We start from the raw sequence: 14,526 nt of genomic DNA, 5'->3' as shown, positions 1-14,526 counted from the left end.
GGGGGTTTAGATGAATAAAAGCAAGTTATATTCTATGTTAGTCAGATGGTGGTTTACCGCTAAAATGGCTGCCCATGGTATATTGTCAAACCCCTTGAGATCTGCACTTACCATATTAGGAGTTGCAATTGGAGTAGCTTCTGTTGTTAGTTTAATGGGAATTGGTGAAGGGGCTAGAAAGGCAGTTGTAGAACAGTTTAAAAGTTTAGGTTCTAATGTAATAACAATAACAGCCCATGATCAATCTGTGGAGTTTGAAGCAAAAGAAGCTCAAGAATTGGTAGAGAGAGTAAATGGGTTAGAGAAGGCTAGTCCAGTAGTACAGACTAAATCTATAATGAGATGGAAGAGGGCTAGAGGAAATGTTGAAATTTTAGGAGTAAACAATGAATTTCCAGAAATAAGGGATCATAAATTGATAGCAGGACATTTTTTTACTAAATGGCATGTAAATCAGAGATCCCATGTTGTAGTTTTAGGCTACAATTTAGGAGTAGGATTATTGGATGGACGGAGCCCTATTGGACGCTCTATAACTTTAAATGGTCAGAGCTATAGAATAATAGGAGTGTTAGAAAAGAAAGGTGCAGGCCAAGCAGAAAATATAGATGACAAGGTAGTCATTCCATATACAGCAGCTCAAAAAATTGCAGAAAAAAGAACTGTAGAAGAAATATGGGCTAAGGCATCATCGGCTAAAGATGCAGATTTAGCTGTTGTGCAGTTAGGTAGAATATTTAAAAGAAAATTAGGAATGGACCAAAGTGCTCCTACACCAGTACCATCTGAAGGCGGTGGAGATGGAGAAAATATGGAAGAGGAAGTAGGTCCTCCTATGGATGCACCTGGACCTGCACCTAAACCTAAAAAACCACTATTGCCAGGTACAGGAGAGGATATTTTAACTATTACTAGTTTAAATAAATTAGTAGAGGAAGCAGATAAGGCCAATAGAGTAATGACATTGTTATTGGGAGGTATAGCGGCAGTATCTCTTTTAGTAGGTGGTTTGGGTATTATGAATATAATGCTTGTAGCTGTAACGGAGAGAACGGAAGAAATAGGAGTAAGAAGAGCATTAGGTGCTAAACAGGGCGATTTATTATTCCAGTTTATTTTAGAAGCACTGTATGTAAGTATTATAGGATGTATAGCAGGCATTGTTGCTGGCATATGGGGAATGAATATGTTTGAGAATTATGGATTTGAGACAGCTATAAGTCTACAAGCTATAAAGATAGCAACAATTGTAGCATTGCTATCAGGACTGTTATTTGGAGTTTATCCAGCTATATCAGCATCATCTGTACCGCCTGTAGAAGCATTACGCAGACAATAGAATCTAAAAGACCCTTTTGGGTCTTTTTTTTATTAATAAAAATTTGAAAGATTTAAAATATACGTAAAATGGTGTATAATTATAGGTAATAATAGTTAAAAAGGTGATTTCATGGAAGATAAGAAAAGAGAAAAAGTGAAGTTTAAAGATTTACTATTATCAATAAGTGAATTAAATGATAGACAAATAAAAGAGGTATTTCAATTACAGAAGAGTTCGGGTAAAAAGCTTGAAGAAATATTGATAAAAAAGGGTTATATAACTGAAGAGGCATTAATTGAGGTATTGGAGCTTCAATTGGGGATTTCATGTCTGGATTTAGATAAATTTTATATAGATCCAGAAACTACTATGCTTATAACAGAAAATATGGCCAAAAAATATACACTTATACCTATAAAAAAAGAAAACAATAAAATAAAGGTAGCTATGGCAGATCCATTAAATATATTTGCTATAGATGATGTAGAGATATATACAGGTCTTAAAGTAGAACCAGTAATATCTACTAGAAAGCAGATATCATATTATATAGACCAGTATTATGATAAACAAAATGCAGAGAAGGCAATAGAAGACTTTGAAAAGCAGTATGATATAGATGAAAAGAAAATAGAAGAGGAGTTAACTACGGATGTAGACAATGCCCCTGTAGTTAGACTGGTAAACGCTATAATACGACAAGCTGTAAAATCTAGAGCTAGTGATATACATATAGAACCATTAGAAAAAGAAGTTAGGGTGAGGTTTAGAATAGATGGAGAACTTCAAGAAATTATGAGACCTGCTAAATCTACCCATTCGGCTATAGTCACTAGAATAAAAATAATGGGCAAAATGGATATAGCAGAAAAAAGAATACCACAAGATGGTAGAGTAGAGGCAGAGGTGGATAATAAGTATATAGATTTGAGGATATCTATATTACCTACTGTTTTTGGAGAGAAAATTGTATTGAGATTATTGGACAGAACCAGTGCGTTAATATTTAAAAAAGACTTAGGATTTACTAAAGACAATTTGAAAAAATTTAATAATATAATTAAAACTCCAAATGGTATGATTATAGTAACAGGCCCCACTGGTAGTGGAAAAACCACAACACTTTATACTATATTGACAGAATTGAATACTATAAATAAAAATATAATAACTGTAGAAGATCCAGTTGAATATAGATTAAATGGTATAAATCAAGTTCAGGTGAATACAAAAACAGGATTGACATTTGCTAATGGATTAAGGTCTATACTTAGACAAGACCCTGATGTAATAATGATAGGAGAGATAAGAGATATTGAAACGGCTCAAATAGCTGTAAGGGCTTCAATAACAGGTCATCTTGTCATAACTACTATGCATACCAATGATGCTCCTACCACTATTACTAGACTTTTAAATATGGGAGTGGCGCCTTATATGGTATCTTCATCTCTAGTTGCAGTATTAGCCCAGAGATTGGTAAAAAAAATTTGTAAAAATTGCAAAGAAAAATACTATGCTAGTAAATATGAAATGAAATTATTAGACATCGATGATAGCGCAGTACTTTATAAAGGGAAAGGATGTCCTCAATGTTATTATACTGGATATAAGGGAAGAATAGCTATACATGAAATTATGCCAATAACAAATAACATAAAGGATATTATAGATATAGGAAAGAGTGTAACAGATTTGAGAAAAGAGGCTATAGCTCAAGGAATGGTTTCATTATATGAAAATTGCAGAGAATTGGTATTAAATGGTACAACTACTATAGATGAAATGAATAGAGTAACTTATAATATGGAGTAGGTGATTGAATATGAATATAGTTGAATTATTAAAGGAAACAGTTGAAAATAAGGCTTCAGACTTACATATAACAGTAGGATATCCCCCAGTATTGAGAGTAAATGGGAAACTTAAAAAATTGAATTACCCTTCGCTAACTTCAAAAGAAAATGAAAAGTTAGTAACGGAATTTTTAAATGAAGAACAGTTCGAAATATTAAATAATAATGGAGAAATAGATACTTCTGTGTCTTTACAGGGTTTAGGAAGATTTAGAGTAAATGTATATAAACAAAGAGGTACATATGGTATTGCTATAAGATCAGTATCATTAAAGGTTCCAACTATAAAGGAGTTGGGATTGCCCCCTACAATCAGTGATTTATGTCAAAAGAAACGAGGACTTATATTGGTAACAGGTCCCACAGGTAGTGGAAAATCTACTACATTGGCATCTATGATAAATGCTATTAATAATCAAAGGGAATGTCATATACTTACCCTGGAAGATCCTATAGAATACCTACATAGACATAATAAAAGCATAGTTAATCAAAGAGAAATAGGAAATGATTCAAAATCTTTTGCTACTGCACTTAGGGCTTCATTGCGACAAGATCCAGACGTAATTTTGGTAGGAGAAATGAGAGACATGGAGACTATATCCATAGCTTTAACTGCAGCTGAAACAGGGCATTTAGTATTGTCTACACTACATACTATAGGAGCTGCTAAAACTATAGATAGAATATTAGATGTATTTCCTCCTCATTATCAACATCAGATTAAAATACAGCTTTCATCGGTATTAGAAGGAGTAATATCACAACAATTATTGCCTAGAGATGATGGAGCCGGAAGAACTGTAGCATTGGAGATAATGATTGCTAATACTGCTATAAAAAACCTGATAAGAGAGAGGAAAACTCATCAAATACAGACAGTTATTCAAACAGGAAATAAGTTTGGTATGTTAACTATGGATAATTCCTTGATAAATCTTTATAAGCAAGGAGTAATAAATAAAGACATTTTAATTAGTTATGCCATAGATAAAGATATGGTAAAAAGATTTATTGGTATATAATGAAAATTTGAGGTGTTAATAAAATGCCCATATATAGATATAATGCAATGGATAGTAATGGTAAAAAAATAAAGGGGGAAATATATGGAGGTAGCAAGGAAGAAGTAATATATATGATAAGACAAAGAGGAGAATATCCCATAAATATTCTTAATGAATCAATAGGAGAAGATAGAAATATTAAAAATCCTTTTGGACGGATTAAAATAAAAGATTTAGCTGTGTTTTGTAGACAGTTTCATACAATGTTAAATGCGGGGATACCTATAATAAATTGTCTTAATATATTGGGGATACAGACCGAGAATAATAAATTAAAGAAAACAATAGAAGATGTATATGAGTATGTACAAAAGGGGGCAACTTTTTCTGAGTCTTTGGGTAAGCATAGAGAAGTTTTTCCAGAACTCCTGATAAATATGATAGAAGCAGGAGAGGTTAGTGGTAATTTAGATGTAATAATGGATAGAATGGCATTTCATTATGAAAAGGAAAATAAAATAAACAATAAAGTAAAAAATGCATTGGTATACCCACTACTTTTAAGTATAGTTGCAATAATAGTAGTTGTATTTTTACTTACTGTTGTCATGCCTACATTTATAGGGATGTTTTCAGGTTCTGGGCTAGATTTACCATTCCCTACTAGGTTACTTTTATATACAAGTGATATAATTAAAGGATATTGGTATATATTGATATCTATGTCAATGATTATGATATATATGTTAAAAAGGTTTATAAATATGGACAAGGGAAGATTATGGTTAGATAGTATAAAACTCAAAATACCTATAGTAAAAGGGGTAATAGAAAAAATAGTTATTTCTCGATTTACTAGGACCCTTTCTACCCTTATTTCCAGTGGAGTGCCATTAATACATAGCTTAGATATAGTATCTAGAGTAGTGGGAAATAAATTAGTATGCCAAGGTATATTAAATGCTAAGGAAGCTGTAAGAAAAGGCACGGAATTGTCCAAGCCTATAGGAGATATGAATATTTTTCCTCCAATGGTGGAATCCATGATACATGTAGGTGAGGAATCAGGTGCCCTCGATGAAATTTTGGACAAAACAGCAGATTTTTATGATGAAGAAGTAGAATCAGCCCTTCAAAAGATGACTACATTATTAGAGCCATTGATGATAATGTTTATGGCTTTAATAATAGGGGCTATAGTAATTGCCATTGTATTGCCTATGTTTGATATGATTAATACTATACAGTATTAAGAAATACATATCTATAGGAAAGGAGTGAAATAAATAATGAGACCTTTCGATAAGATGATGAAGAATAGTAAAAAAGGTTTTACATTGGTGGAGTTAATTATGGTATTGGCAGTATTGGGCATATTGGCGGTTATAGCAGTACCAAAATTAATTGGGGTCAAAGAAGATGCTATATTGAAGGCTGATAAGATAACTGCAAACAATATAGGTAAGTCAGCAGAAATGTATATTCAAATGAATGGAATTCCTGAAAGTGAAACACTAGCTGATGGAAGTAAAGGTAAAGATGAAAAAGGAATTTTAGTGGATGAAAAATATGTCGGGGCATCGGATTTAAATGCACAGTATGAAGGCAAACATTTTAAGATTACATTTACAGTTAATGATAAGGGGGAGAAAATAGTAATGGTAAAGTACTCAGAGGGTGGAAAGCTTCTTTACAAAACAGGAATTAATAATGTAAAAGAGTGACAATATGATTTACATTATATTTATATCTGGAATATTAATAGGTTCATTCTTAAACACATGCATATATGGCTTACCTAAGAGACAATCTTTTACATATCTTTTATTTCATTGTTCAAGTTGTGGAATTGAAGTGAAAAACCACCATATAGTCTCTATAATCAATTACATATTTCTAAAGGGCAGATGTAGTCATTGTAATCAAAGGATATCTTGGCGATATCCTTTAGTGGAATTTTTAAATGGGATAATATATGTACTTATGTTTATAAACTATGGTTTTTCTATATTATTTTTAAATTATGCTATTATTTCAAGTATACTGATAGTAATATCTTTTATAGACTACGATTATCAAATTATACCTGATAAAATATTATTATTTGGTTTTCTAACAAATATAACATTAATTACATTGTATAATAGCTTAGATTATTTGTTTAACGGGGTTTTAGGACTATTATTAGGCGGAGGAATACTATTTGTAATAGCAATTTTAACTAAAGGAGCAATGGGTGGTGGAGATATAAAACTTATGGCAATGTTAGGGATGACATTTGGTCCTAAATACACATTAATAACATTACTTATGTCTTTTATAATTGGAGCAATAGTTTCGGTTATGTTGTTGGCAACAGGTAAAAAGGAAAGGAAGGATTTTATACCCTTTGGTCCATTTATATCTATTGCTGCTGTTGTGACTATATTATATAGAGATGAGATTTTTAATATGTACATAGATTTCATCTTATAATTAAGAGTGTTGAGGTGGACATATTGTTTAGTAAAAAAGTGATATCATTAGATATGGGGAGTGCTAATATAAAAATAGCCATTGGGAGATATAAGGGAAAATATGTTTTAGTAGAAGATTTGAAAACTATTAGTACACCTGAAAATAGCATAGATGATGGGAAAATTGTAAACAGAGAAGATGTAGAATTTTCATTAAAACATTTTTTGAAAGAGAAAGATATACAAAAATCAGAAGTTATATGTACTTTGAAAAGTAAATCCATTATAAATAGAGAATTTTTACTTCCAATGGCGAAGGAAGATGAGCTTTTAAAGATGGCAAAGATAGAAGCTCAACAGTATATTCCAATAGTATTAGATGAGTACATAATCCAGTACAAATTATTGGAAAAGATAAATATAGATGGTATGGAGAAGGCAAGAATATTAGTAGTAGCTATTAATAGAGACATTGTAGATACGTATTTTGATTTATTAAAAAGTTTGACGCTCAAACCTGTTGCATTAGATATAAATGCCAATGGGGTGATGAAAATATTTGGACAAGATGTGTTGATCAATCAAAGTGAATTTACAACTCAAAAGACTATTGCATATATAGATATAGGTGCTGAAACTATAGATATAAATATATTGTCATCAGGGATATATCAATTTAGCAAGATTTTAGATATGGGGAGTAGAGATATAGACATAGCTATTGCTAAAGCCTTTAATGTGTCTTTATTACAAGGACAAGAAATAAAAAAGAAAAAGATATTTTCTAATAGCGATGTTAACACTATTGATATATTGAAGAACATTGTATATACAGTTATAAGTAATTGGTTAAGGGAAATAGATAAGATATTTAAATATTATAGTAGTAGAAAAATAGAAAACATTATAGATACCATATACTTATATGGCGGTGGCTCTAAGATACTAGGTATAGAAGAACAGTTTTCAAAGTATTTAAATATAGATACGTTTAAGATTAAAAATATAAGTAATATAAAAAAAGATAAGTGTGTAAATAATATAGATTTAGATTATTATTTAAATGCTATAGCTGCAATTAAACGACTTAAGTAGGTGACTATTGTGAAAGACTTTAATTTCTTTTTTCCATATATAGAAGATAATAAGATTATTAAAGACGACACCTTCAAGAATCTGGTGATAGGAGGAATAGTGACTGTATTGATGCTAGGTCTTTTTACTTGGAATAATATTAAAATTAAAAATATGAATGAAGAAATTGAAGAAATAAAGGTATGTATAAATGATGAAATGCCTTTAGAAAAATTAAAAGAAACTAATACATTGAACAAAAAGGTTGAAATCATGAAAGAATATCATAGTATATTGTTGGAGATAGAATCTAGTATTATTAGTCAAGATAAAATAAATATTCAATTATTTAAAGATATAGAGGATACTATTCCATATCAGTTAGAATTTACAATTTTCAATATAGATACATCTAGCATTCAAATTCAAGGGATATCAGAAGATAGAGTTTCAATAGCAGCATTTCAACATAATTTAAAAAAGATGGATTTGTTTAAAATAGTTCATGTAAACAATATAGATAAGTATAGAGAAAGCAATTCTTTTATTTTTAATATGAAATGTATTTTTAAGGATGGTAATGAACATGAATCTGACTAAAAGAGAAAAAAAGCTAATTGGTATATTTATTATATTAGTAATATTTACCTCATATTATAAACTGATTTTCAAACCACAAAGAATAAAAATTCAAAAATTGCAAGATGAATTAAATACATATAAGGATAAGAAAGCTGTGATGGAAAATAGTATAAAAAAGAGTGATGATATATTAACAAAATATAAGTTATTAAATGGAAAAGTTGAGAGTTTTGATAAGTTATTTTGTTCTAATATAATACAAGAGCAAATTATAGTTGATTTAAACCAAATGATTAAAGATGCTAAAATTTTATCCGATTCTATAGTTTTTGAAGATATACAATTAAGACCAGTAGATGATAGGGAAAAGATTAAAGAAATTAAACAAGAAAAACACTACATAAATACATTGGTGGATGCCTATTTAAAAGGTACGGATGTTATAAAAAATAATGGTTATAATGGGAAAAATAAAGAATCAAATGGAGACAGGGAAAAAACAATTGAGATAGCTTCTATAATTGTAGACATTAATTTCAATGGCAAATATTCAGAAATTATAGATTTGATAGATAATATAGAAAATTATAGAAAAAAGATACTAATTAAAAACTGTAATATAGCTTCAAGTAAAAATGGGGTATTAACTGGTAATATGAGATTAGAATTATTTTCAGTACCTAAATTAGAGATAAAAGACAATGATATTTGGAACATAAAAAGAAAATATGGAAGGGATAATCCCTTTTATAAAAATAATAGTAAAGGTACTGGTAATCAATGATTTATTTAGATAAAAATCAATATCTGATACAAGAAATGATAACAAAAGAGATATAAATGGCGAGGGATATATATGTTTAAAGACATGGAAAAGGGATTCACGCTTTTAGAAATATTAATTGCATTAGGAATATTAAGCATTATAGTTTTACCTATATATTCTCTTTATTTATCTTCAATGAAAATAAATAAAAAATCAGATAATATAATGCAAGCTATGGCTTTAGCACAACAAAAAATGGAATATATAAAATCTCAACATGAAGCCCCCAAAGATGATATGGTAGAGGTAAATGGTTTTAGCATTGAAATAAAGTCTAATCAAATCCATGAATATGATTTTGATATCATAGAAGAGATGATAGAAGAAAAAGAGTACGATATTGAAATAGGCGATGATATAGTAAGTGAAAATAATAGTGTTAATATAGTGGTAGATAACAATATTGTCAATATAAATAGAGAAAAACTTATAAATTTTCAAGATAATGATGTAGACATTTTAATAGATATTGATAATAGGTCCAATGTATTGATAACTGGAGAAAATTATATTGATGGAGTTATTTTAAATTTATACTTTGTAAAATCGGATAAGAATAAAGTGACATTTAAAAATAAAGGTGGAAGTATAGTTACATACTTTAATGTTGAAAGAGATTTTGCTGTAAATGGGTTTAATAATGGAAGGATATATGAAGTAATTATTATAGTAAAAAAGGATAGAGAAATATTACATCAATTAACGGGGTATAAAACCTTTGTAAATTGAGGCGGTGTTTAATATGGTTAAATATATAAAGAATAATCATGGATCAGTACTAATGGTATTACTTGTTGTATTTGCCATACTCTCTCTATTAGGTACTACTATAATGGGAATAGGAGTTACTAATATTAAAATGAAATTGATTAATAGCAAAGCTAATTACAATCTATACATAGCAGAATCAGGTATTGATGAGTCATATGGTATAATAGGTAATTTGGTAGATGAGGCTATCAAAGAAGGGAATAAAGCTGTTAAAGAATTTATGGATCAAATAGATTTATCGGATGAAGGCCCTTATGTAAATAGTGATGGAACAGTGGATTACGATATTATAAAAAGAGACCAAAATAAAAAATTTAAGAAAAGATATCAATTATGTATAGAAAAAAATATTAAGGTCAATGTAGAAAATGTGTCTAATTATAAAAATGATGACGAAAATGGAGTATTTCATATAGAAATAAATAATAAGAATATTAAATTTCATCAAGAATTATTAGTGATAAATTTATCATCTGAGTTTTCCAAGGATGAAATATCCAGAAAGATAGAGGCAAAATTCAAAATATATACACCAGAATATGATATGCCTTATTATACTAAAACTACAGTATATTCTTTACCTATAGAGCCAGTGTGGAATAGGACTTTTTTTGTAAATAAAGACATTGATATTTATAATGGTACTATTAATATAGACGGTAATATTTATATAAATGGTATTGAAAATGGAGGAATTAATTTAAAAGGGAATAATATAAAATTTCAAATAAAAGGAGATATAATAACTGCACATAATTTAAATATATATGGTACAAATAATATCATTAAAATCGATGGAGATTTTTGTGGGAAAAATTTATTAACGAAAGATGCCATAAATACATTGTCTATAAAGGGTAATTATAATGAAGTGTCGAATAAGAATTTATATATTGGAGATCAGATAAATTTTGATAATTTAGATTATAGAAAGGAACAAAATAAAAACGATATAATCTTTATCAATAATGACAAAGATATCACATTGGATATCAATAAAGATTTTACTATTAAAAATAGAGATATCTATGGACTTATAATAACTAAAGGAGATATAAAAATATCTGAAAATATTAATTATAATGGAGCAATTATTTCTGACGGGAATGTAGAAATACTAGGTGATGGAACTAAAAAATTCAAGTTTGATAGGGAGTATGTGGCTAAAGGCATAATTAAATATAATTTAATTAATATATTTTCAAATAATACATCTGATTTAATCGATATACAATTAGTTGAGGATATAGGAGAAGGTAAGTTGAAAAATGTAGTCATAAGGGATCAACTAATAGAGATGACAAATTGGCATATTATTAGGTAGTTAAAAAGGACAGGTTAATAAATATGAAGAAGATTAATAATAGCGGACTAACATTAGTAGAATTAATTTTAACCTTAGGGCTTTCTGCAATACTCATATCTATAATATGGTCTTTTTTTATTAATAATATAAAAGCCTTTAATATAAATGAAACAGAACTAGAACTTCAATATAATGCTCAAGTAGCTATGGATAAAATTGCAAAAGAAGTTAGAGAGTCGATAGCTATAAGTGAGATAGTAGATAAGGATGGTAATGATATAATTTATAGTAGTAAAAAAGAAGATGTAAAAAGAGTTATATTTAGATGTAATGAGCATGCTATGGAAAAACATCATATATTTGAAAATAAATTGGGTGACAGATTATTTTATGGAATTGGAATGGATAAATCATCATATATTGAGATTGCTAATAACATCTCTCATCTATATATAGAACCAATATCCTATGGAAAGTGTTTTAAAGACACTAATGGTATAAATATAGAATTAGAATTAGATAAAGATGGATATAAAAAAGTATTAGAAAGCAGCATATTTTTTAGAAATCATGAAAAATAGAGTATTTATGAAATATAAATAGCATTTAGGAGATAATAAATAAAGAATTAAAATAAAGCCATTACTAATAATTGAATAAAAGGGGTGAGTCTATGCTTCCTTTTTAGATAAAAAAGGATTCACTTTTATAGAGTTACTACTTGTATTATCCATAATAAGTATTTTGATTTTAATAGCATACCCTAAATTAAACACAGAAGATTCTAGTTTGAAAACTTTAGCTATAGAATTAACATGGGATATACGAAACATTAGGACTTTAAGTATGACTGAGGGTAATATATATAGAATAGTATTTACAAAAGATATGTATAGAATAAAAAAGGGCATAAAAACCTTTAAGATTGTAAAATTAAAGAATGATCAAAGTATAAATTACCCTGAATTTTACGAAAAGAATGATATTAGGTTTACATACGCAGGTGCACCAAATAGGGGTGGTACTGTAATAATTATGGACAATTCTTTAAATTATTATTATAAGATAACTATAGTACCTTCTTCGGGAAGAGTTAAGATGTATAAGATTGACAAGTAAAAAATGGGTTATTAATTTGTAAAAATCCATAAATTTTCTATTCAAGGATTAGAAGTTGTGGTAATATATAATAGTGCGATGGTAGTTTTCAAGGGGGTTGATGAAATTGAATTATAAGATAGTTGAAATAAGAAAAAAATTAAAAGAATTGGGAGCTAAAGGAGTAATTATTTTTAAGCCTGAAAACAGAAGATATATAACTGGCTTTACTGGAACTACTGGGTATGGAATCATTACAGGTGATGATATGATATTTGCTACTGATTTTAGATACATACAACAATCCAATATGCAATGTAAAGGATTCAAAATACAAGAGATTGGAAGAGATTACACGATATTTGATTTATTAGTTGACATGAATATAGATAATTTAGCTGTAGAAGATGATTTTATCACATATAATACAGTTAGAACTATAGAGAATAAGGGTATAAATATCTTACCTTTGAATGGATTTATAACTAAATTGAGAATGATAAAGACTGATGAAGAAATAAATATTATAAAAAAAGCAGCAGAGATTACAGATTTGGCCTATGAGGATATATTAAACAAAATAAAGCCTGGTGTATCTGAAAGGGAAATTGTAGCCGAATTAGAGTATTTTATGAAAAGAAAAGGAGCAGATGGACCTTCTTTTGAGTTTATAGTAGCATCGGGCAAAAGGTCTTCAATGCCCCATGGGGTTGCATCTGATAAAAAGATTGAAAATGGCGATTTTATTACTATAGATATGGGATGTATATACAAAGGTTATTGTTCTGATTTTACAAGAACTTTTGTAGTTGGTAAGGCCAATGATGAACAAAGAAAAATATATAATATTGTTCTAAAGGCTCAATTAGCAGTTATAGATAATATAAGGCCTGGAATATCAGGATTTGAATTAGATAAAATAGCTAGAGATATTATCGGAGCAGCTGGATATGGGGGAAATTTTGGACATGGTTTAGGTCATGGAGTGGGTTTAGAAATACATGAATTGCCAACACTTTCACCTCTAAATAAAGAAACAATCAATATGAAACCAGGGATGATAATAACAGATGAGCCAGGCATATATATACCAGACTTTGGAGGAGTTAGAATAGAAGATTTGATTTTAGTTACAGAAAATGGGTGTGAAATTCTTTCTAAAGCAAATAAGGAGCTTTTAGAAATATAATATAAGTAATTTTACTAAATCTTAGGAGGTTATAATATGATATCAGCTGGAAGTTTTAGAAAAGGTATATCTATTGAAATGGATGGAGAAATTTATCAAATAGTTGACTTTCAACATGTTAAACCAGGAAAAGGAGCTGCTTTTGTTAGAACAAAAATAAAAAATCTCAAAACAGGATCTATTAAAGAAACTACTTTTAACCCCAATGATAAGTTTCCTAAGGCTCATATAGAGACAAAGGAAATGCAGTATCTTTATAATGATGGTGAACTTTATTATTTTATGGATTTAGAAACTTATGAGCAAATTCCACTTAACTTTGAACAAGTTGAAAATGCTATTAAATATATAAAGGAAAATGATGTTGCTATTATGAAGTTTTACGAGGGTAAGCCATTTCAAGTGGAAGCTCCTAACTTTGTGGAATTAGAAGTAACAGAGACAGATCCAGGAGTTAAGGGTGATACTGCTACAGGTGGTACAAAACCAGCAGTGGTTGAAACAGGTGCAACAATACAAGTGCCTTTATTTGTTAATATAGGAGATAGACTTAAGATTGATACTAGGACAGGTGAGTATTTATCTAGGGTTTAGGCAACAATATTATAGATAAAAAAATAAAAGGAGGTATTAAAATGGAAAGTTTATATGAAAGAATATCTTATTTAAGAGGGTTAGCTGAGGGATTAGAAGTAGAGGAAAATAGTAAGGAAGGTAAGCTTCTAGTTAATATGATTGATGTGCTAGAAGATTTTGCTGATGCAATAGAAGAATTGTATGAGGAACAAGATGAATTAGGAGAATATGTAGATTATATAGACGAAGATTTGTCTGATATGGAAGATGATATATATGGAGAATTTGACCTAGAAGATGAAGAATATTTTGATGACGAAGATGGATGTTGTTGTGGTCATCATGAAGAAGAAGAGTAATATAAAAAACTGAGGACAGTTGTCCTCAGTTTTTTTATATGTCATTTTTAATAAAGAAAACTTAAGTTAAGAAAAAACTTGAGTTTTCTTTATTTTTTTGTAGCA

Annotated in this window: 16 protein-coding genes and 1 pseudogene; all 17 read left to right on the top strand. The window is 29.0% G+C overall.

The window, feature by feature from the left end; all coding sequences use genetic code 11:
• Positions 1-10 precede the first annotated feature (10 nt).
• The 17 genes and pseudogenes from Q326_RS0103520 (at position 11) to Q326_RS16515 (ending at position 14,421) form a co-directional block, all read left to right on the top strand.
• Positions 11-1,339 (top strand): ABC transporter permease, encoded by a 1,329-nt coding sequence (locus Q326_RS0103520; RefSeq protein WP_026894123.1) that lies wholly within the window; start codon positions 11-13, stop codon positions 1,337-1,339.
• 111 nt (positions 1,340-1,450) lie between these two features.
• The gene (locus Q326_RS0103515) at positions 1,451-3,136 is read left to right on the top strand and encodes a GspE/PulE family protein (protein ID WP_026894122.1); all 1,686 of its coding nucleotides are present in this window, start codon (positions 1,451-1,453) and stop codon (positions 3,134-3,136) included.
• Between the two features lie 10 nt (positions 3,137-3,146).
• Positions 3,147-4,202, top strand: a complete 1,056-nt coding sequence (locus tag Q326_RS0103510; RefSeq protein ID WP_026894121.1) for a type IV pilus twitching motility protein PilT — start codon at positions 3,147-3,149, stop codon at positions 4,200-4,202.
• Positions 4,203-4,225: 23 nt separating this feature from the next.
• Positions 4,226-5,437, top strand: coding sequence for a type II secretion system F family protein (locus Q326_RS0103505; protein WP_026894120.1), 1,212 nt, complete (start codon positions 4,226-4,228; stop codon positions 5,435-5,437).
• A gap of 36 nt (positions 5,438-5,473) precedes the next feature.
• On the top strand, positions 5,474-5,908 hold the full coding sequence (locus tag Q326_RS16520; RefSeq protein WP_034600974.1) for a type II secretion system protein: 435 nt from the start codon (positions 5,474-5,476) through the stop codon (positions 5,906-5,908).
• Positions 5,909-5,912: 4 nt separating this feature from the next.
• The gene (locus Q326_RS0103495) at positions 5,913-6,659 is read left to right on the top strand and encodes a prepilin peptidase (protein WP_034600968.1); all 747 of its coding nucleotides are present in this window, start codon (positions 5,913-5,915) and stop codon (positions 6,657-6,659) included.
• 23 nt (positions 6,660-6,682) lie between these two features.
• Positions 6,683-7,735 carry a type IV pilus assembly protein PilM gene (gene pilM / locus Q326_RS0103490; protein WP_026894118.1) on the top strand — a complete coding sequence of 351 codons (1,053 nt, stop codon included), beginning with the start codon at positions 6,683-6,685 and terminating at the stop codon, positions 7,733-7,735.
• A gap of 9 nt (positions 7,736-7,744) precedes the next feature.
• Complete coding sequence (locus tag Q326_RS0103485) at positions 7,745-8,314, top strand: PilN domain-containing protein (protein WP_026894117.1); 570 nt, start codon at positions 7,745-7,747, stop codon at positions 8,312-8,314.
• Positions 8,301-9,080, top strand: a complete 780-nt coding sequence (locus Q326_RS0103480) for a hypothetical protein (RefSeq protein ID WP_026894116.1) — start codon at positions 8,301-8,303, stop codon at positions 9,078-9,080. The genes Q326_RS0103485 and Q326_RS0103480 overlap by 14 nt, the downstream gene beginning before the upstream one ends.
• 72 nt (positions 9,081-9,152) lie before the next feature.
• Complete coding sequence (locus tag Q326_RS0103475) at positions 9,153-9,851, top strand: type IV pilus modification PilV family protein (protein ID WP_026894115.1); 699 nt, start codon at positions 9,153-9,155, stop codon at positions 9,849-9,851.
• 13 nt (positions 9,852-9,864) lie between these two features.
• Positions 9,865-11,217: a translocation/assembly module TamB domain-containing protein gene (locus Q326_RS0103470; RefSeq protein WP_026894114.1), complete on the top strand. Its 1,353-nt coding sequence runs from the start codon at positions 9,865-9,867 to the stop codon at positions 11,215-11,217.
• A gap of 23 nt (positions 11,218-11,240) precedes the next feature.
• Positions 11,241-11,780, top strand: a complete 540-nt coding sequence (locus tag Q326_RS0103465; protein WP_026894113.1) for a PilW family protein — start codon at positions 11,241-11,243, stop codon at positions 11,778-11,780.
• A 118-nt stretch (positions 11,781-11,898) separates the two neighbouring features.
• A pseudogene (locus tag Q326_RS19170) lies at positions 11,899-11,952 on the top strand (prepilin-type N-terminal cleavage/methylation domain-containing protein); the annotation flags it as partial.
• A 36-nt stretch (positions 11,953-11,988) separates the two neighbouring features.
• Positions 11,989-12,318, top strand: coding sequence for a hypothetical protein (locus tag Q326_RS0103460; RefSeq protein WP_026894112.1), 330 nt, complete (start codon positions 11,989-11,991; stop codon positions 12,316-12,318).
• Positions 12,319-12,418: 100 nt separating this feature from the next.
• Positions 12,419-13,486 (top strand): aminopeptidase P family protein, encoded by a 1,068-nt coding sequence (locus tag Q326_RS0103455; protein WP_026894111.1) that lies wholly within the window; start codon positions 12,419-12,421, stop codon positions 13,484-13,486.
• Between the two features lie 36 nt (positions 13,487-13,522).
• Entirely contained in the window at positions 13,523-14,080 is a 558-nt protein-coding gene (gene efp / locus Q326_RS0103450; protein ID WP_026894110.1) for an elongation factor P, read from the top strand.
• A gap of 41 nt (positions 14,081-14,121) precedes the next feature.
• Positions 14,122-14,421, top strand: a complete 300-nt coding sequence (locus Q326_RS16515; RefSeq protein WP_051531075.1) for a CD1247 N-terminal domain-containing protein — start codon at positions 14,122-14,124, stop codon at positions 14,419-14,421.
• Positions 14,422-14,526: the final 105 nt, after the last annotated feature.

It is taken from the genome of Clostridiisalibacter paucivorans DSM 22131 (assembly GCF_000620125.1).
GTDB lineage: Bacteria > Bacillota > Clostridia > Tissierellales > Clostridiisalibacteraceae > Clostridiisalibacter > Clostridiisalibacter paucivorans.
This window is presented reverse-complemented; position numbering and strand designations above follow the sequence as displayed.